Source organism: Enterococcus sp. AZ077 (assembly GCF_051714965.1).
In the GTDB taxonomy this organism is placed as follows: Bacteria; Bacillota; Bacilli; order Lactobacillales; family Enterococcaceae; genus Enterococcus_B; species Enterococcus_B hirae.
The window spans coordinates 2,566,731-2,585,896 of record NZ_JBIOSX010000001.1; the positions used below are offsets into that span (position 1 = coordinate 2,566,731).

General features: G+C 38.0%; 19 protein-coding genes. 3 read left to right on the top strand and 16 right to left on the bottom strand.

Annotation, left to right across the window (positions count from 1 at the left end):
* Positions 1 to 388: 388 nt before the first annotated feature.
* Both IGL28_RS11885 and IGL28_RS11890 read left to right on the top strand, forming a co-directional pair.
* Entirely contained in the window at positions 389 to 1,729 is a 1,341-nt protein-coding gene (locus IGL28_RS11885; RefSeq protein WP_438843963.1) for a hypothetical protein, read from the top strand.
* Positions 1,665 to 2,294, top strand: a complete 630-nt coding sequence (locus IGL28_RS11890) for an RNase A-like domain-containing protein (protein ID WP_143353211.1) — start codon at positions 1,665 to 1,667, stop codon at positions 2,292 to 2,294. Before IGL28_RS11885 ends, IGL28_RS11890 begins: the two co-directional genes overlap by 65 nt.
* Positions 2,295 to 2,415: 121 nt before the next feature.
* Here the strand turns inward: IGL28_RS11890 and IGL28_RS11895 are convergent, their stop codons facing one another.
* The 15 genes from IGL28_RS11895 to IGL28_RS11965 form a co-directional block, all read right to left on the bottom strand.
* Entirely contained in the window at positions 2,416 to 3,237 is an 822-nt protein-coding gene (locus tag IGL28_RS11895; RefSeq protein ID WP_081128820.1) for a hypothetical protein, read from the bottom strand.
* Between the two features lie 345 nt (positions 3,238 to 3,582).
* Positions 3,583 to 4,260: a type 1 glutamine amidotransferase domain-containing protein gene (locus IGL28_RS11900; RefSeq protein ID WP_010720969.1), complete on the bottom strand. Its 678-nt coding sequence runs from the start codon at positions 4,258 to 4,260 to the stop codon at positions 3,583 to 3,585.
* A 35-nt stretch (positions 4,261 to 4,295) separates the two neighbouring features.
* Positions 4,296 to 5,402, bottom strand: coding sequence for an NADH-dependent flavin oxidoreductase (locus tag IGL28_RS11905; RefSeq protein WP_053766213.1), 1,107 nt, complete (start codon positions 5,400 to 5,402; stop codon positions 4,296 to 4,298).
* Positions 5,403 to 5,481: 79 nt separating this feature from the next.
* The gene (locus tag IGL28_RS11910) at positions 5,482 to 5,916 is read right to left on the bottom strand and encodes a MarR family winged helix-turn-helix transcriptional regulator (RefSeq protein ID WP_081128822.1); all 435 of its coding nucleotides are present in this window, start codon (positions 5,914 to 5,916) and stop codon (positions 5,482 to 5,484) included.
* Positions 5,917 to 6,340: 424 nt separating this feature from the next.
* On the bottom strand, positions 6,341 to 6,778 hold the full coding sequence (locus IGL28_RS11915; protein WP_010720972.1) for a hypothetical protein: 438 nt from the start codon (positions 6,776 to 6,778) through the stop codon (positions 6,341 to 6,343).
* Positions 6,779 to 6,781: 3 nt separating this feature from the next.
* Positions 6,782 to 7,198, bottom strand: coding sequence for a DUF3021 family protein (locus IGL28_RS11920; RefSeq protein ID WP_010737020.1), 417 nt, complete (start codon positions 7,196 to 7,198; stop codon positions 6,782 to 6,784).
* 98 nt (positions 7,199 to 7,296) lie between these two features.
* On the bottom strand, positions 7,297 to 7,758 hold the full coding sequence (locus IGL28_RS11925; protein ID WP_010737019.1) for a LytTR family DNA-binding domain-containing protein: 462 nt from the start codon (positions 7,756 to 7,758) through the stop codon (positions 7,297 to 7,299).
* 66 nt (positions 7,759 to 7,824) lie between these two features.
* The gene (locus tag IGL28_RS11930) at positions 7,825 to 9,450 is read right to left on the bottom strand and encodes a glycoside hydrolase family 13 protein (RefSeq protein ID WP_081128823.1); all 1,626 of its coding nucleotides are present in this window, start codon (positions 9,448 to 9,450) and stop codon (positions 7,825 to 7,827) included.
* 266 nt (positions 9,451 to 9,716) lie between these two features.
* A complete protein-coding gene (locus tag IGL28_RS11935) occupies positions 9,717 to 11,030 on the bottom strand; it encodes an NCS2 family permease (RefSeq protein WP_010737017.1) in 1,314 nt (437 codons plus the stop codon).
* A 229-nt stretch (positions 11,031 to 11,259) separates the two neighbouring features.
* Positions 11,260 to 11,520, bottom strand: a complete 261-nt coding sequence (locus IGL28_RS11940; protein ID WP_010737016.1) for a hypothetical protein — start codon at positions 11,518 to 11,520, stop codon at positions 11,260 to 11,262.
* A gap of 102 nt (positions 11,521 to 11,622) precedes the next feature.
* Positions 11,623 to 11,979 (bottom strand): VOC family protein, encoded by a 357-nt coding sequence (locus tag IGL28_RS11945; protein WP_010720978.1) that lies wholly within the window; start codon positions 11,977 to 11,979, stop codon positions 11,623 to 11,625.
* Positions 11,980 to 12,267: 288 nt separating this feature from the next.
* Entirely contained in the window at positions 12,268 to 12,978 is a 711-nt protein-coding gene (locus IGL28_RS11950) for a B3/B4 domain-containing protein (protein WP_010737015.1), read from the bottom strand.
* Between the two features lie 13 nt (positions 12,979 to 12,991).
* Positions 12,992 to 13,516, bottom strand: a complete 525-nt coding sequence (locus IGL28_RS11955) for a GNAT family N-acetyltransferase (protein WP_034700466.1) — start codon at positions 13,514 to 13,516, stop codon at positions 12,992 to 12,994.
* Positions 13,517 to 13,529: 13 nt separating this feature from the next.
* Positions 13,530 to 13,982 carry a MarR family winged helix-turn-helix transcriptional regulator gene (locus tag IGL28_RS11960; RefSeq protein WP_053766210.1) on the bottom strand — a complete coding sequence of 151 codons (453 nt, stop codon included), beginning with the start codon at positions 13,980 to 13,982 and terminating at the stop codon, positions 13,530 to 13,532.
* A gap of 97 nt (positions 13,983 to 14,079) precedes the next feature.
* Positions 14,080 to 14,679 (bottom strand): NUDIX hydrolase, encoded by a 600-nt coding sequence (locus IGL28_RS11965; protein ID WP_010720982.1) that lies wholly within the window; start codon positions 14,677 to 14,679, stop codon positions 14,080 to 14,082.
* A gap of 256 nt (positions 14,680 to 14,935) precedes the next feature.
* On the opposite strand from IGL28_RS11965, the gene IGL28_RS11970 reads away from it, so the two are divergent.
* The gene (locus IGL28_RS11970) at positions 14,936 to 16,390 is read left to right on the top strand and encodes a helix-turn-helix domain-containing protein (protein WP_081128825.1); all 1,455 of its coding nucleotides are present in this window, start codon (positions 14,936 to 14,938) and stop codon (positions 16,388 to 16,390) included.
* 137 nt (positions 16,391 to 16,527) lie between these two features.
* On the opposite strand, the gene IGL28_RS11975 is transcribed toward IGL28_RS11970, so the two are convergent.
* Positions 16,528 to 19,071: an HAD-IC family P-type ATPase gene (locus tag IGL28_RS11975; protein ID WP_081204235.1), complete on the bottom strand. Its 2,544-nt coding sequence runs from the start codon at positions 19,069 to 19,071 to the stop codon at positions 16,528 to 16,530.
* Positions 19,072 to 19,166 lie beyond the last annotated feature (95 nt).

Genomic DNA, 19,166 nt, shown 5'->3' on the forward strand with positions numbered 1-19,166 from the left:
CAATAGCCTATTTGAAGAGTATCATGTAACCGTTAATGTTTCAAAAAATGTACTCAAAAACGAAGCAAATCTTCGATCACAAGAACAGCCATGAAAAAATAAAGGGCACAAATAAGCCAGTTGAAAAATAGATATACCCAGTTATTTAAAATTGACTGATTTTTATTCAATCTTCTATTTTTTAGCACTTTTTAAAAAAATAGATACTATTATGTAAAATGTTCTAAACTTTTTTATTTTAAAGCAAAAAAAATAAACGTTATTTTAATAACATGATTTTTGATTTAATTAGTTATCTCATTTACAATTTTTATGTAAGCGAATACAAAGGAAGGAGAACATTAAAGTTTGTTGGGTTAGTGAAAAAATAATCAAAAGGAGTTTAATTATGAAAAAAAGATCTATACTAATGTCCTTGTTGTTGCTTTTGCCCTTTTTCTCGTCCCCACTGAGTGTCTATTCTCAAGAAACCACGGTCGAACCACAAGCTGTCTTGCAAGAAGAAATGCCTCCCTTGGTACAGCCAATTCCTTCAACTCTTGCATCAGAAAAACAAGCAATTGACTCACCTTTAAATATCTTTAACCATTTATCTTTGTCAGAATATGCTTCTGCCTTATCTGGTGGAGCAACTTTAGGCGCAAGTTTTCTGGAAACTGCTGCCGCCCCATTCATCATTCCCGTCATGCTAGGTGCTAGTATCGCATATAGCAGTTACCAATTAGGTTCCTATTTAGGTGTGATGACAAACGATCTTATTCAAACCAGTAAAGGGCTTCGTGAATCATTAGGCTCTACCTCCAATGTGCAACAAGATCTCACAGATTTCGCACTTTCTGGGATGAATTCCACAACAAGCACGTATAATTTTTCACAAAATCTACAAGCCCGCTATACGCAGGACGTCACCAGCCATGCGGTAATGCGTGAATACCTCACCGGCACAAATGATCATGGCGCTTATCGCTTTTCCATAAGTAGTGACGCTTCGATGTATCGTAGGCGCATCAGTTACAACCTTCTATGGTCTGAACAAGGACAAGCTTGCATTCTTGGACGCGATGCATCTGTAGCGAAACACACTTATGCAGACGACCAATTTTTTGTACTAGAAAGTATTGAACTAGCGGAACCTTCCAGAGCGAGTGATCAAGCAATCTTAGAGATCGTTGGTAAATTCTATATTGCTAATGGTGCCTCACAAGCCTTTTTATATACAAAAGAACTACCTATCTCTATGACGCAAGCCTTAGAACAAATTACTACTCTTGATGGCTTACTTGGCTATGTGCAACAAACAACCACCTATACATTAGGTGCAATTGATGTGCCTTCAACAGCAGTAGCAGTTGAAACCGCACAAGCAATGGCAAAAGAATATACGACACGCAAAGCACAAATCACCAATCGTTTAACGGAGGCACTCGCTCCGAATAATAATGGGATTGATTTTGATCCATCAGGGATGATTGCTTCCTTATACGGACAAGCCGTGGTGTTAGATCAAGCAGGCAACTTTATTTATGCAGAAACGAAGCAAGCCGTTCCTACTTACTACTGGGACGCCATTGAGATTTCTTACAGTGCCGATGCTATTCCATATGATGATGCCCTCACCATTGATGGTCGGCGTGGCGTGCTTGATGAAGAGACCGGAGATATCATTGACGGTAAAGACCAAGGACGTCTTGATCAAAGGGGCGCTAGGAGCTACCTGGACAGCAACTAGTATGGCTCTACTGAAAGAGCGGATCAAAGAACTGAAAGAGAAAGACCCTAACAATAAAGATGACGATGAAAAATTTAGTTGGTATACGCCCATCGATCTAGTCTATGATGAATTTTTTGCAAAAGGCGGAAAAGGCCACACGATTATGCGACATATCGGGAAGACGGAAAAAGAGTTACAACAGCGGCTTGAAGGAAGTACTTTTTTGCTTCATGCCTCGACCTTCTATGATCCTGTTCAAGCGCTAATTGCGATCAATGCAGGGATCTATACCGCGAATCAACGCTATTTAGATGGAAAGATCAAAGCGCCATTAGGGGAGTGTTCGTTTGATTCAACCAAAAACCGGATCGAATATGATTCTATTAAAGCTTGGTCTTTTGGGCGTGGGGTTTATAAAGTAAAGAAAGATGTGTATAACTATTATATTTCAATTCCTTGCGCCAAAGTCATCATACAAAAAACCAATCAAGAAATCCGAAAAAAACGGCATTATTACATTGTCACTTCTTTTCCAGATCTAAAAAGATATAAAGAAGAAACAAATACTTTGATCTATGAATAATAGCGTCGTATGGAAGAATCGAACTACAAACATTCACTTGATTTTGTTGATTTCCCCTTAAAGAAAAGAGAGCCAAGGAAGTTCTTCCCTTGACTCTCCTTTTTTAAACACTTTTTACCACCTATGGAATAATTAGGGCAATATCAATCACTGTAAATCGTTTCCTTTTTTTGTCATAGATCGACCATAGATACGCTCCATCATCTCTTCTGGGTTCATTATACAAATTGGTAAAATCAGTATTCCATTGATAAATGACTAACTCACTTCGATCTGGAAACAAGAGTTGATTGACTCGTTGGAAATCTTCGATTGTTCGATGGGTCTGGAGATAACTACAAAAAGCAATTTGGTATTCCCCACCCTTGGCAAAAAAAGTTGTAGAACTGATTTCATCAGCTTTCATCATTTCGGGATTGACCCGTATGGGAAAGCCGTCATAAGTATCAAACGAGGTTTCTTCCATATAAGTAAGCGTTACTTCTTCAGTTCGTTCATACAGTTGAGGAAACATAATCAATAAGGCTTCACGCTCTTTTCTAAGCTCTTTTACCATTTGGTAACGCTCTTGTTTGCGTTCTTCATACTCCATTTGTAGTTTTTTGAGATCTACTTTTCGTCCGCCTGCTTGAAGGTATCTGATCTTTCCTTGCATATCTGCTTTTATTTGGGCATCTACACCAGCTTCTATTTTTGCCTCGACTTCTGGGGTTAGTGTGATCTCAACTTCTGGTACTCCGGCTAATTTTTGAGTTAGCCCAGGCACAAATTTTGGTGTCCAGATACACCATGCCCTATTAGTATATGTGAGAAAGGCAAGTACTGCTTCACGATGACTTTCGTATCCTCGATCCTTTTCCTCAGTAAAAAAAGCACAATTGACCGGTTCAATCAGATGATAATTACACTTATAATAGAACGTTTCTTTTTCTAGCAATTCCATTTCATCATTCCTTTCTTCCTTAGTTACTTTTTATGTATCCGCTTTTATTTTACCATGATTTTTTACCTCTCATACTCCATAAAAAAATCAATTTTTAGACTTACGTCGTACATTCTTTTTATTTTTTTATAGAAATAGAGGGCAAAATCTGAAGCGACTCCAAACAGTTAGACTAAAAAATCTAAATTTTGGAGGACGTTTCAGATTCCACCCTCTACTTTATAAAGTTTTCTTCTATTGTTAAATTGGATTGTTTTTTGGCAGTCTTACTATAATGCTGTAATAAGAGGGCCTACGTCGGAACTGTTTATTTTCGTTTTTTGCTTAACTTTTTCCCTTAACAACTTATTTCTTCAAAGATTCAACGACTTTGATTCCTAATTGATGGGCAGATTGAGGATTCTGTCCGGTCAACAACTGTCCATCTGCATGTACGACCGCTGTAAAAGCTGGTCCTGCTTGATAGTTTGCTCCTTTTTCTTTCAAGGCATCTTCTGTTAGAAAAGGTACTTTGTCCGTTGTTCCATTCGCTGTTTCTTCTTCGTTACTAAAACCAGTGACCGTTTTCCCCGCTAAAATCGGTTGACCAGAAACGTCAACTACAGGAAGCAACCCAACTACACCATGACAAACAGCTGAAACGATTCCGTCATTCTGGTAGATCGATGAAGCAATTTTTCCAAGATCCGTTGCTTCAGGAAAGTCCCACATAGTTCCGTGTCCACCGGTATAATAAATCGCACGATACTCGTTTGGGTCGACTTCAGCTGGACTCAAGGTGCTTCCTAACGCTCGGTTACGGAAATCTTCGTCCTGATAATACGTCCAATCGATTTCATCCATCGCTTCCAGACTCTTCGGCTCCAAAGGAACATACCCACCTTTAGGACTGACAAAATCAGCTGAGATATTATTTTTAACTAAAGCATCGTAAAAATGAGTCAGCTCACTCAGCCACAGACCTGTTGGACGGTCGGTTCCTTTATATTTTTCCACATTCGTTAAGACGATCAATACTTTCATTGTTCTCTCTTCTTTCTTTACTAATAGATCTTCACTTATCTATTAGTATTTGATTGATAACGGATCTGTAAAAAATTATACAATGGATTAGGTAAATAGAGTTCTTGATATGCTTTTGCAAATGGTTTGGTCACAAGTTCTGTATCGCGATTTTCCATTAATTTGACCGCCCATTCGGGATCAACTAATAGTTGCTGTCCAACTGCGACAAGCTCTGCATCAGATAAAACCGCTTCAACATCTTGGCGATTACGGACATTCCCTACACCCACTAATGGTATTTTTCCTTGCAATGTTTCATGGAGATAGTGAAGCATCGATTGCTCATTGTATTGCTCAGAACGAGCAACACGATCATACGTACTTAATGAAACATGAAGGTAATCCAATTTTGTTTCACGTAATTTTTCCATTAGCCATATGGTATCTTCAAAACGGATACCAGGCGTTTCAAATTCTTCTGGTGAAAAGCGATAGCCTACGATAAAAGGCTCTGTTGCGTATGTTTCGACAGCTTGAAACACACTTTTCACTACTTCATCAATAAAGCGATAGCGATTTTCTAAGCTTCCGCCCCATTGATCTTCACGACGATTAGAATGTGGCGAAAAGAATTGTTGGATCAAATACGTATTAGCACCGTGTAATTCTACACCATCAAATCCAGCTTCGATCGCTCTTCTAGTTGCTTCACCAAAAGCCTTGATTGTTTCTAAGATTTCGTCTTCTGACAAGGCACGTGGTGTTTCCGCATTAGGTCGTTCTGCAGGGATTGCGCTAGCCGAAACAGTTTGTTCGCCTGATAACGTTGCTCGACTCGTCATACGTCCGCCATGGAAGATTTGTACGATCGCTTTTGCCCCATTTTCTTTGATTGCCTTTGCCAAGTCACTGAGCCTAGGTATCATTTCATCATGCGCTATGCTAAGTTCACCGGGCCAGCCTTTTCCTATATCTTGCACATTCGCAGCCCCTGTAATAACAGCGCCTAGTCCCTTCGAACGTTCTTGGTAATACGTGATCTCATCTTCCGTAATCACACCATTATAAAAACTTAACTGGGTGGTCATAGGTGCCATCATCAAACGGTTAGGTAATGTCACACCAGAAGGAAAAGTGATTGTTTCGTTAAAATTTGCCATGGTGATTCCTCCATTCAGTTCTCTTCGTTTATTAAAACACATAATTAGTTGCGCATACAACTAACGAGATTAAAAAAATTTATTTTTTTTGTAGTTTTTCAGTGGCTGAATTGATTGCTTTAGATAAACATTCACTTTCTACAGATCCTAGAATCTCTTGATATGCATGATGTAGTTCTTCCCAACTACTATCGATTTCTTTTACAAATTCCCGTCCTTGATCCGTCAGATAAACTAATGACAAGCGTCCATCACTGACTGTTTTGATATAGCCTTTGTATTCCAATTTTTCGACAAAACGAGCAATCGTTGAAGGTGCAGAACAAAGTAATTGGGCGATATCCTTTTGTGGTAACCCATCTTTTTCTTTTAAAATCAATAAAATAAACCCATATGTCGGTGTCAAACCCGTTTTCTTAAATGCTTCATCTGCCATTTTATTCAACAGGCGATCTAATTTTTTCACACTAAAAAACAGACAATCATTTAACGCTTGTTCAATCGGTTTCTCCATGTTTTCTCCCCCTAATATCCGCGTAACATATCATAGTATGATTTTTGTTATTTGTCAAAAAAGGCTGTAGTAACAAGGGAAAACAAGAGCATGTAAAATTCCTAGAAAGAATAATATAACCTGTTTTAGGGGATATAAAAACGCAGAAACAAGATTCAAGCACCTTCAAACAATGAGCTGCACCAAAAATTTGAAATAAGATAAGTAGAGAACAGATACGGCAAAAAATTGTCTTGGTATTTCTTATCATTTTTGAAGTCTTCTTACTTTCTTGATGTTTCATACTGTTATCTTTTCACATGCTCTCCTTGTTGAAGAGAGGTCTTATTCCATTTATAAAAGAATGATTCAAAAAAATTGTCACTAGGTACCGCCGAATAAGAAAAAAATGCGACTAATTGGTATTGTTTATGCGCTGATTGGTTTATACTTTTTTCAGATAAACTGCTTTGGCACCTAATAATGAGACACCGATATGCAAAGTTTCAGCAACTGCAGGTACGCTTTCACCAAAAGGCAATACGCTGACACGATTGATGATGACCCCTATGATAAATACAAGAACGGTCAGCCAAGTTCCCTTTTTTACCCATTGCTGGTCACTTTGTCTTTGATAGATTTTTACAGTTTGGGCACGTAACACGCCAAAGATGAATCCCAGCAAAACAGACAAAACAATAAGAATAAGTGTATGGTTAGTCTTAATGATTTCTTGCCAGTTGCTTATGATTAAATAAAGTCCAACTAATACAATGATGATTTCACTTTTCATCGTGTCTTTGATTGCTCTTTCTTTAAGTAATCTCTGTAAAAAAAAGAGAATCAATACTAACACAATGAGATAATTTTGTAGATGTTCCACGTTTTATTCTTCTTTCTTTCCTGAAATTCCTGAATGCCGTGTATTGATTATTTGGATTCGTTTATTTAACAATCGGGCTCGTAAAAAGTTCCTGATGATCAAACAAAGCCACACAATGAAATAGATACTCACAAAGGTTAGCGTGTACCTCTCAAGATGAACAGAAACTCTTCCATTTAACAGCACCAACAAGAAATAACTAAAGGCATACGTACTAATAAAATGCAGCAGTATAATCTGAAGATAATTAAGCTTCTCAATTCGCTCGATCAGCGATACTACGCCAATAAAAGCCGAGAGAAAGAAGACAAAAAGAATCTCATTTCTCGTGATCTCATGGGTTTGTGAAACTAATTTGAACAGCAAGAAAGCAAAGCTTCCAATACCAATACTTCTCATCATACGTTGTATCAATTTCATCAGGCTCTCCTTTTCATCTTACCAGCTATCAGGTACATTTATTCTACAAGGTTTCCTTATTGAAGCTAGTTTGATTGTCATTTCTTGCATTTTTCTTGTCACTTGTTGCGAAAAGTCTGATCAATTTTTTCTTTTAATGCTTTGGAAAAATAACGGCTAACGAGTAACTCTTCTGTATTTTGTAATGTGACATAGAGATTTCCATTTAAAAGCGACGAATTGATTTCTTTAACCATATAGATATTTAAAATAGTCGTTTTCGATATTTGGATAAATGGTTCTGGGAGTTCTTTCATTAACTGAGCTAGTGTCAATCTTCGCTCATACACTTCATTTTCCGTATAAAAAAAACATTTGCGATCAAGATATTCGATATAAAAAATCGAGAATAAATCTAAATAGACATCTCTTTCTTTTTTATAGTCTCTCACTAAAATAGTTTCCACTTTGTATTTCTCTAAAATATCAGCAATTGAAGTTAAAAATGGCACCTTTTCATGAACTTGAAAAAGTACCATCTCCTCTTGTTTTTTTGGAATCAAATCAAACAATACTTTCATCATGGTCCTCACACTTGTCTAAATTTCTTTTATCATACTCTTTTTTGAGGTGTTCGGACAAGTCATTTATTTGCTCGTCTTCAAAACAAAAGCTTCATAAGGACGTAAATTCAGTTTGCCTGTTGGTATCTGTTTTTGTGGATAGTTTGAAATGACTAGTGTCATCGCTTGATCAGCCAATGTGTATGGCTGATTTTTTTCAGACATATTGCAAACGACTAACCATTGTTCATTATTCAACGTCCGATAATAGGCAAATACGTCATCGGGCGTATCTGTTACCAACTGGTAATCTCCCCAGACGATGAGTTCATTATTTTTCCGTAACTCGATCAATTGCTTATACGTATAAAAAATAGAATCTTTCTTTGCTAAGGCTGTTTTCACGTTGATCGTTTGGTAGTTTGGATTGACGTGTAGCCAAGGAGTTCCTGTGGTAAATCCAGCATATTCACTATTATCCCATTGCATCGGTGTACGCGCATTGTCACGCCCTTTTGCATTGATCGAACACAAGATTTCTTCCGGAGTAAATCCTAAAGTTAACCGTTCGTGATACATGTTGATCGTTTCAATATCTTGCGCTTCAGAAATATCCTTGATCGGGTAGTTTGTCATCCCGATTTCTTCTCCTTGATAAATATAAGGTGTCCCTTTCATCATATGAAGCAAAATCGCAAACATTTTGCCACTTTCTTCTCGATAATCTTGATCATTCCCCCAACGTGAGATGATCCTTGGCAAATCATGGTTATTCCAAAACAGACTGTTCCATCCTTCATTCCCTAAAGAAGTTTGCCATTTTGATAATACCTGTTTCAACTCAGGAATACTTAATGGTTTTAAATCCCATTTGTCTTTTCCAGCCTGTTGATCCAAACCGACATGCTCAAATTGAAAGATCATCGATAGTTCATTTCTCTTGGGATCAGAATAAAGCTTGGCAATGTCCGTGGTTGCTCCCCAAGTTTCGCCCACTGTCATCAGATCTTTGTTTCCAAAAGTAGCTTGATTCATCTCTTGTAAATAGTCATGAAGTTTGGGACCATTACTTGTTATTTCTTGATCAGGTAACTTCCCAATCGTATCGATCACGTCCATTCGGAAACCACCGATTCCCTTGTCGATCCAAAAGTTCATCATCTGATAGATTTCTTGACGTAAATGGGGATTTTCCCAGTTTAAATCTGGTTGCTTTTTACTATAAAGATGTAAATAATACTGACTAGTTGTTTCATCAAACTGCCAAGCAGAGCCACTGAATATCGACCGTAATTGATTAGGCTCATTTCCATTGATTGGGTCACGCCAAATGTAATAATCCCGATACGGATTTTCCTTACTTTGACGAGCTTCGATAAACCAAGCATGTTCATCTGATGTGTGGTTGACGACGAGATCCATAATGATTTTTATTTCACGTTTCTTTGCTTCTGCAATCAGTTCCTCCATATCAGCCATCGTGCCAAATTCGGCCATGATTGCTTGATAATCACTGATATCGTAACCATTATCGTCGTTAGGAGATTCATATACGGGAGATAACCATATCGTATCGATCCCTAAATAATGCAGATAATCTAATCGAGCGATCACTCCTTGTAAATCCCCGACTCCATCCCCATTCGTATCTTGAAAACTACGAGGATATACTTGATAGACAACTGATTGATGCCACCATTTTTTCTCCATACTTTCCTCCATTGGTTAAAGATTATTGATGCCTCGCAAAAATTGTAACGCTTTCAAAAACGAGAGTAAATAGCCATTATTCTCCTTATTTCTTTCACCACGCCTAAACCTTGATGCTATCGTCTTTTACTTTCAGTTGTTACCGATAACAATTTTTTCCAAAAAAGAACCCTGGCATTTGTTTTCTCGTTAACAATAGCGAGATCTCCATTTGCCAAGGTTTTTTTACTTGTCACACATCATAAAAATTAATCAACTAAATCAAGTTAACTAATGTTCAGTATCCACATGAAGCCAATAAAGACAAAGAATAACAGATACATGATCGGTGATACTTCTTTTCCGCGTTTTGCTGCGATCATAGTAATTGGATAGAAGATAAATCCTAATGCGATCCCATCAGAAATACTGTAAGTTAACGGCATGCCGATCAAGATTAAGAAAGCAGGAATGGCGATCTCTAACTTACCCCATTCGATTTGACGCAACGATTGTGCCATCAATACACCGACAATGATCAGTGCTGGTGCTGTTACTTGTGAAGTCACTACTGATAGCAACGGTGAAAAGAATAAACCGAATAGGAATAAGATCCCGGTCGTTACTGCAGTGATCCCAGAACGGCCACCAACAGCGATTCCGGCAGAAGATTCAACGAAAGCTCCAACTGGTGAAGTTCCTAATAAAGAACCTGCAAGCATAGCTGTTGAATCAGAAGCCAACGCTTTCCCAACACGAGGCATTTTGTTATCTTTCATAAAACCAGCTTGATTAGCTAAACCGACTAACGTGCCTGCTGTATCAAAGAATGTAACTAATAAAAAGGTTAATACGACTACCCACATTTGTAGCGAGTTGATGTCTCCGATATGTTTCAATGCAACTAAGAATGTTGGCTTTAAACTTGGTGCAGCCGAAACTAATTGAGAAGGCATAGGAATAAGTCCAGTCACTAATCCAAGAATCGTGCTAGCTACCATCCCGATAAAAATACCTCCTGGAACTCGTCTTATCAATAAGATCGCTGTCACAACTAAGCCAAAAATCGTCAACCATGTTGAACCTACGCTTAGTGAACCTAACCCCACTAATGTAGATTCATTTGAAACGATGACTCCTCCTTCATTCAAGCCAAGGAAAGCAATAAATAAACCAATCCCTCCTGAGATCGCATATTTTAAATCAGCTGGGATCGCATCAATGATCATTTCACGTAATTTGAAAATCGTGATCAAAATAAAAATCAAAGAAGCAACAAACACGCCTGCTAAAGCTGTTTCCCAAGGAATCCCCATTCCCAAACAAACGGAATAAGCAAAAAAGGCATTGATCCCTAATGCTGGCGCAGTACCAATCGGGTAACGTGCTAAGACTCCCATTAAAATACAGCCGATCGCACTTGCTAATGCTGTAGCCGTAAACACCGCACCTTCGTCCATTCCTGATGCGCCTAAAACTGTTGGATTGACAAATAAGATATACGCCATTGAAATAAATGTTGTAAAACCAGCAAGTATTTCTCTTCTGACGGTGGTACCTAATTTTTCAATCTCGAAGTAGGAAAGTAGTTTTTCCTTCATCTTTCATCCCCCTAAAACCGAACATTTATAAAAAAGTCCCTCAAAATTTTGAATTATTTAAAAACAACGTGTTTAATCATATACTAAATCAGAACATAAGTAAACAAAAAAGTCGGATTTTAAGCAAAATCCGAACTTTAAGTTTTTTTGATCGTTATGAACTGATTTAACAGTTTTTTTAATAGAAAAGGAGCATTTCAAACAAAATAGCGTACCAAATCGGTTTGCTTTAGCTATTTTTTAGCTGCTCTTTTCCGATGCGTTTTTGTTCTTCAGCAATGAATCCCTTGATGTCACTTTCTGCCGAAAAATATTTACTAATTTCACTAGAATTAGTCAACGAATTCAAGCCGCCATATCCTGTATCTACCATTTTCCCCCAACCTTTTGTTGGCTTTTTCCCTGTCTTCAAGTTTTTCATACGGATTTTTTCACTTTTTTCTTCTCGTCGTCTCTGTGAATATTCTTCCATTTTTGCGATTAGATTCATGACAGTCTCTCCTTTTCTTCAAAAATTTGTTATTCATTTATTTAAATTCCTTGTCCTGTGCATCTCCTTTTCAAACACCAGGACCTCTTCTGATTTCAAACATTACAACTTACCGATCACAAAGTAGTTTCCTTCTGGATCAGAAAAGTTGAACGTCTCTACGCCATTGTTCTCCATGATTTCACCAGCATTCTCTATTTTTTGATAGATCTCCTCAAATTGATCCGTAAAGAAAATGATCGAAGGAGTCGTACCTAACACTTCTGGCGAAAATCGTTGGACAAAAACTTTTGGAAAAATCCCTAATTCAAATTCTGGTGAAAGTTGCACGATCGTACTTTGAAATTCTTCTGGTAACTCAATCGTTTCACTAACTGTTGCGCCTAGAGTTTCGACAAAAAATTGACTAAGCACTTCAACATTTTCTGCATAAAGCATGACTCTGGTTTTACCGATCATCTCTGATCCTCCTTTGATGGTGTTGATCCTTTTCATTAAGTATATCATGAAAGCGGATAATCAAAGAATTCTCGGTTTAAGAATCGAAAAATCCGACAAGATTTGACAGACTGTGACGATTCTTTGTCAGTTTGTCTTGTTTTGATAAGATTTGATGGCACAACAGTGAAACGAAACCATTCAAAACTACACTCGTTAGAGAAAACAAGATCACATAGAAAAATCCCTCGTTTTTCTATGTGATCTTATTGGTTGAGCTACTTTTTCTTCCTACGTTTCGCTCCTACTTCAAATGTTCATTTCTGGATGTTCCTTCGTTAGCGTAAATGTTTTCCCTTCTACGCCAAATGTTTGTTCCACGCGTTTTTTCAATTCTGTCATTGCTTTTGCGCCACGTGATGCTTGCTCTTTTGTGACTGATTCAATAACCAAAATGGCTTTAGTCGTGTCTTCCGTCAACATTGTCCGTTGCGCTTCTCGCCAGTTGAAACTGCGACAGATTGCTCCTTCGTTATCGTAATAAATGATTTCTTCTGGTAAAGCTGGTGCATCAGCTTCTGCTCCTAGAGGTAAGAAACTTTCACCACCATGAGCTTTTCCTAGATGAAGATCCCCTTTGATTTTTTCTTGATCTTCTCCTCCACATGGCACACCAAATGTTAGAGAAATACTGTTATAGATATCGACTAATGGGTTGATAGGGAAAAATTCACGTTCTTGGCTAGCTCTTTTTAATAACGCTTCAATCGATGAACGGGCTCCTTTTTTGGTTTTAAAACGTGAAAAAGCTTGACGCCATTGGGCAATGACTTCATTTTGACTGAATGTTTCTTCTGTCAAATATCCTCTTGCTTCTTTCGCTGCATCATTCAATAGTTGATGGAATTGTTCTTCTTTGGCTTTATCTACATGATTATCGATACCTTCGACTACCAAAACTTCAATTGTTGCTTCTGGAAAGACTTCCCAAAAATTTTGTTCTGCGATGATTTTTTCCATGTTTCTACTCCTTTTATTTCTGTAAATTTTTGACATATAGATAATCTGTCTGAGCATCATCTCCCATATAAAAAATATGTTGGCTATGATGTTGGAATCCATGTTTTTTATAAAAAGCTAAGGCAGGATAGTTATGTTCCCATACCCCTAACCAAATCGCCTCTTTTTGTTTTTCTTGCGCTTTTTGCACAGCAAATTCGATCAATCTAGATCCAATCCCTTTAGATTTAAATGGCGATCGGACATAAATACGTTCGATCTCTAAAAATCCTTCTCCCATTGCTTCTGTTTGTGCTTGCCCTATATTTAATTTTAGATAGCCAGCAATCCGGTCATCTAGTACTGCCCAATAAAATTCTGACTGTTCCTCTTGAAGTTCTCGCCTCAATTTATCGAGCGCATAAGCTTCATCCAAATAGGTCGTCATCAATTCTTCACTGTTGTGTTCACCAAAGGTAGCTTGATAGGTCTCGATACTAATTGCCTGTAATTTTTCTACTTCCGTTTCTTTGATCCCTACGATTTCGATTGTTTTCACCGCTCCAGTCCTTTCAATAAATTCTTTTGTTTCCTTTTTTTATATAATGCCAATCTTCACTCACATTTTTCCGAACTTTTTGCAAAAGTGTGTGTAATTGCAAAACTTCTTGCTGGGATAACCCTTTGACAGCTACTTGATTGGAATAATGATGCTCTCGAAGGATAAACGGATAGACTTTTTTTCCACGATCCGTTGGGTAAAGTTTTTTTATCTTTTTATTGTTTTTATCTGGCATGCTTTTTATCAGGTCTTTTGCTATCAATTTTTTCACCGCACGTGCCGTTGTTGTTCGGTCAACGTTGATCATCTCAGCTAACTTTTCTTGAATAATGCCAGGATGTTCACAGATTCGTACTAAATACAGGTATTGTCCTCTTGTCAAATCAACTTCTTGAAACTCAATGTTACTAATCGAGTCCAAGGCACGGGCAATTGCTCCAATCTCTCGAATGATTTCGTCCATTTTGGCCCTCCCTTACCTAGCTTTAGTATGATTTTACTCTTTTTTATTGCATTTGCAACAAAAAAATCACTAAAAATAAAAAAACTACCTTCCCTGATCAATCGCAATAAGGCAAGGTAGCTTTTTCTAAAATCAATAGTTGCTCTTTGGTCGTACGTTTCAGCGAGAGTTTTGGTAAATCATTTAAGTGGAAGAATTTCATATTAGAAGTTTCATGGTTTGCCACAAATGTACCTGACAAGATAGCGCAAGAAAAAACAATTTTATAGTACTGAAAGGCTTGAGGGATGTCTGTGCGCAGATTCGTATCAAATATCGCTAATAATTGACCTACTTCTACCTCTAACCCAGTTTCTTCTTTGACTTCTTTACGTATATTTTCTTTAGGAGACAAACCAACTTCTGCAAATCCTCCTGGTAATGACCATTCTTGTGTTTTTGTATCTTCGATCAATAGAATCTTCTCGTCTTGTTTGATCCATGCACGTACGTCAACTTTTGGTGTTGGATATCCTTCATGAGCTTCTATTAGGCTTGTCCATTCTTCCTTTGTTTCCAATCCCACTTCACTCAGCAGCTTCAACGAGATTTCTTGCAGCTCTTCATATCGTTCTTTGTCAAACACGTCTTTCCCATAAAGCAATCCAGCTTGAGCAATCGCTAGTAAGCGGCGATAATCGTTTAGTCTAGTTTCCATTCTACTCACTCCTCTCACATGACTATCTTTTTACTTATTTTAGTATAAGTCAAATTTTTTAGCTAACTTCTACTTTAAATAAACGAAGGCTGATTGAAGTAAAAAAATCCAAAAAACTCATCCTTTATTTGATATTGTGCCTTTTTTCATTATACTAATGGTAAGCGCTATCTAAAATAATCAGGTTTCATTATGAAGATACGGCGAAACGAGTGTCTTCCTCACTTGTCATACTTAACAAAGAAAGGTTGATCCGATGTATTCTTTAATGAAAAAAATCATTACTGAAAAAGATATCAAACGCCAAGTCTCTTTAGTGGAACTATTACTGAATCACTCGCAAATAACTGTGAACGAATTGGCCGAAGCTGTCAATACCACAGAGCGTACGATTTTTTCTGATCTTCAAACAATCAAAACCCAATTACCTAAAGGCTGGCTAATCAATAGTGACCAATCAGGGATTCAACTAAAAAACGAACAGAATCTCCTGACAAATGAACTGTGGGAAATTTTTCTGACACAGTCGATCAGTGTTCAATTATTGAAAGAATTATTAACGATTAAAGAAGTCACTACCCCCACCTTTTTAGCACGTAACGGCTTGTCTTACGAAACATTGAATCGTCATGTCAAAAAATTGAATCAACAATTAGTCGTCTACGAATTACAGATTGAACAAAACCGCCACCGTTTGTCGTTTTCAGGTGAAGAAGAAACCATTAGGCTATTTTATCATCGGTTACTTATGCCGTTTACCCATAACAACTATTTTTTCGAGGATTACTCGATCCATGAATCACACTACTTCCGATTTCTCAAACGTTTACGACAAGCTGAGTTAGCTGTTGACACCGAAGAGGTATTCGGGATTTGTTGGTTTTTTATCAACACGATTCGGATCAAAGCTGGTTGTCGAATCCCGACTTCATTGTTTTCTACCCAGGATCAATTATTTTTACTCTATGCTCCTGAATTAGAAAAACTGTACCGAACTGAAGGGGTCTATCTTAAAGATAAAGAAGCAGCGTTTGCTTTTTCCTGTTTTCTTGACAGTTGGAACTATAACAACTCTTACCCGCCTATGATCTTGGATATTTTACACCGTCACCCTGCAGAAACAAACATTCGTGAATTTGTAAATCGTCTATCAGAAAGCTTAGCTATCAAAGAGTTAGAACAAACAAACTTACCGGAAAATTTGATTTTACTACTCCTGAAATACTATGAATCACCGTTATTGATCGAACAAACAACCAAACAATATCACTATTATTTAAAAGAATATGAACAAGAATACCCAGAGTTATATCCTCATAAATTCGCTTTGTTGCAACAAGTTAAAGAATCGACGAGCATGGTCAAAAAGGTCACCAATGAGACTTATTTCTTTTATTTACTTTCTTTATTGATCCAACAGACACTTTTAGCCGTGCAGCCGTATCAAGCAACGATTTATTTTATTTTTCAAGGGGAACCTTCATGGAAAGCTTTTTTGCAACAAGAATTAAATGCTTATTTAGGAAAGCGAGTGATCTTGGAGCCAATTGAATTGAGTCAATTGTCAGATATCACTATCAAGAAAAATGATTTATTAGTTTCAAATATTCCGATCGATACACCGCCAATGCCTGTCATTTATCTTTCGACGATCCCGACAAAAAATGAATTGGATCGTTTAAGTGACTTATCGTTGCGATCGTATTTGTAACTCACACTTAGTTTTTTTATGCTCTGTTTTAACATCGATCAATGATCAAGTAACTAACAAAAGCTTATAAATGTCTATTTGGTAATGGCCAAAGAGTACGTTTATAAGCTTTTATTTCCTGTTTGTGGTGGTACTTTTTACGTGGGTAACTCAGCATTTCTTTTTTTGGCGATCATCTTACTGATCCGCTTTTCGATCTCAACGATTACAAAAAGTAATAGAATATTTAGTAAGATCGGTAGTTGCTCTGTCAGGGAAAGACTTGTTGTCCCAATTAGCTGTTGTGCGATCGGTAAGTAAATCACTCCTGCTTGTAAGAGGATCAACATCCCGAGTGACAAGAACAACGCTTTGTTTTCAAATAAACTTCGATTCAACGAAGGATCAAGTAACTCGCGGCAATTGATCATATACACAGCTTGAGCAGCTACGATATTTTGTAAGAGCATGGTTTGTTGGAGCGCTTGTCCTTCAAAGCTCATTGCTAGTAAATAAGCAGGAATCATGATCAGCAATGACACATAAAAGATTCGAAACACACTGTAGCGGGTGAGAATCCCTTGCTTTGGATCTCTCGGTGAGCGACTCATCGTGTCCTTACCAGCTTTTTCAAATCCTAAAGCATAGGATAACGTGATCGTAGTAACCATGTTCACCCATAAAATTTGGACAGGTGTCAGTGGTAACGGCTGGTTAACGAGTAGTGCCCAAATAATGACCAGTCCTTGGGCTAAAGCTGTTGGTAAGAAAAAATTGATTGTTTTTTGAAGATTGTCGAGAATCCTCCGCCCTTCTTTGACCGCTTTAGCGATCGTATGGAAATTATCATCACCCAGTACCATGTCCGCTGCCTGCTTGCTCACTTCACTCCCTTTGATTCCCATAGCGATTCCTACATCAGCACGCTTCAAAGCTGGCGCATCATTCACACCGTCACCCGTCATTCCAACGATTTCTTCATTTTTTTGAAGAGCATCCACGATCCGTAACTTGTGTTCCGGTGTCGTTCGGGCAAATACATCTACTGATTTCACTTGTTTCGCTAGTTCTTCATCGGATAAACGATCAATGTCAATTCCTTCTAACACGTTTTTTGTGTGTTTGAGACCGATTTGTTCAGCAATTACCTGCGCAGTGTCTTTATGGTCTCCTGTGATCATTTTCACCGAGATCCCTGCATTTTGACATTCTTTGACTGCTCGGATCGCACTCTCTTTTGGTGGATCGATAATTCCTGCAATCCCTACAAAGGTCAGTTCATTCAATTGATCATGACCTAATTCTTGATCAGGAGCAAGTGTCTTATAAGCAAAGCCTAAGACTCGTTGTCCTTTTTGGGCGAGTTTCATCGCTTCCTCTTGCCATTTTCCGACTTGTTTCGGTGTCAAGTTCGCTTTTGCTAGTAATACTTCTGGTGCCCCTTTGACATAAACAATCGCATGTTCCTGTTTGTCATGCATTGTTGCCATGTATTTATAGCTTGAACTAAATGGGATTTTTCCTTTGACTGGCTCCAAAGGTAGTGATGCTTTTGCCGTGTAACGTAGTAAAGCAAGTTCGGTCGGGTTTCCTGTTAATTCGGCCACGTTTTGATTTGCTTTGGTTTGGATCTCTTGGCAGTTTTTCATGATTGCCAACATGGTTTCTTCTTGATCCGTCACTGTTTCGACAACACTCATTTCGTTTTTTGTCAGGGTTCCTGTTTTATCCGAACAAATCACGGTCATAGAGCCAAGAGTTTCCACAGAAGGCAAACCTTTAATAATCGCTTGCTCTTTAGCCATTTCGTTCACACCTAAAGAAAGGATCATCGTGAGTACTGCTGGTAAACCTTCCGGGATCATCGAAACGATCAAAGCAATAATCGTTGAAAATAAGAAGTTCATTTCCAAGCCATATCTAAATGTCGTGAAAAAGAGTAAGAACAAGCTAAGGAAAAGAATCCCACGAAAGATCTGCTTGTTTAGTTGGTTGATTTTTTTAACGAGTGGTGTAGTTTGTTGTTGGACTGATTGTAGTGCCTGATTGATTTTCCCGATTTCAGTGGTATCTCCCGTTTCGATGACCACACCAATCGCAGTCCCTGTTTGAACTAAGGTACCAGAAAATGCCAGATTCTTCTGATCTCCGGTTGAGACGGTTGTCGTCAATCGTTCGCTAGTCTTTTCAACTGCTTCCGACTCCCCCGTCAATGCGGCTTCTTCTACCATGAAGTCATGGACCTCAATCAAGCGAACGTCTGCAGGTACAACATCGCCTGCTTTCAACGCTAACAAATCACCTGGCACTAATTCTTTAGCTGGAACCAATTCTTTGATCCCTTCTGTGAAAATCACCGCGTTTTGTCCTAAAAGTTTTTCTAAGCCGTTTAACGCTTCCTCAGCCTTTCGCTCTTGCCAATAACCAACAAAACTATTGACGAGAACGACTGCCAGAATAATACTGCCTTCAATCACTTCTCCTGTAAAAAATTTTAACAAAGAAGCAACCAATAAGATAATCATCAATAACTCTGTCAAATGCTTCAAAAACTTTCGTAATGGACTAACTTTCTTTTTTACTTCTATATGATTATAGCCGTTTTCTTTTAAACGACTGATACGCTCATCTTGGTTTAGCCCATCTGGAGTCGTTTTGAGTGTCTTCATCACTTCTTGGGCTGTTTCTTTATACCAGACCATCGCAATCCCTCCTCTTTCGGTTGTGATACTTTTATTATAGGTAGGAGAGACTTGATTTAACGTCAATTATTTCAGAGGACCCTGAAAAAAATAGG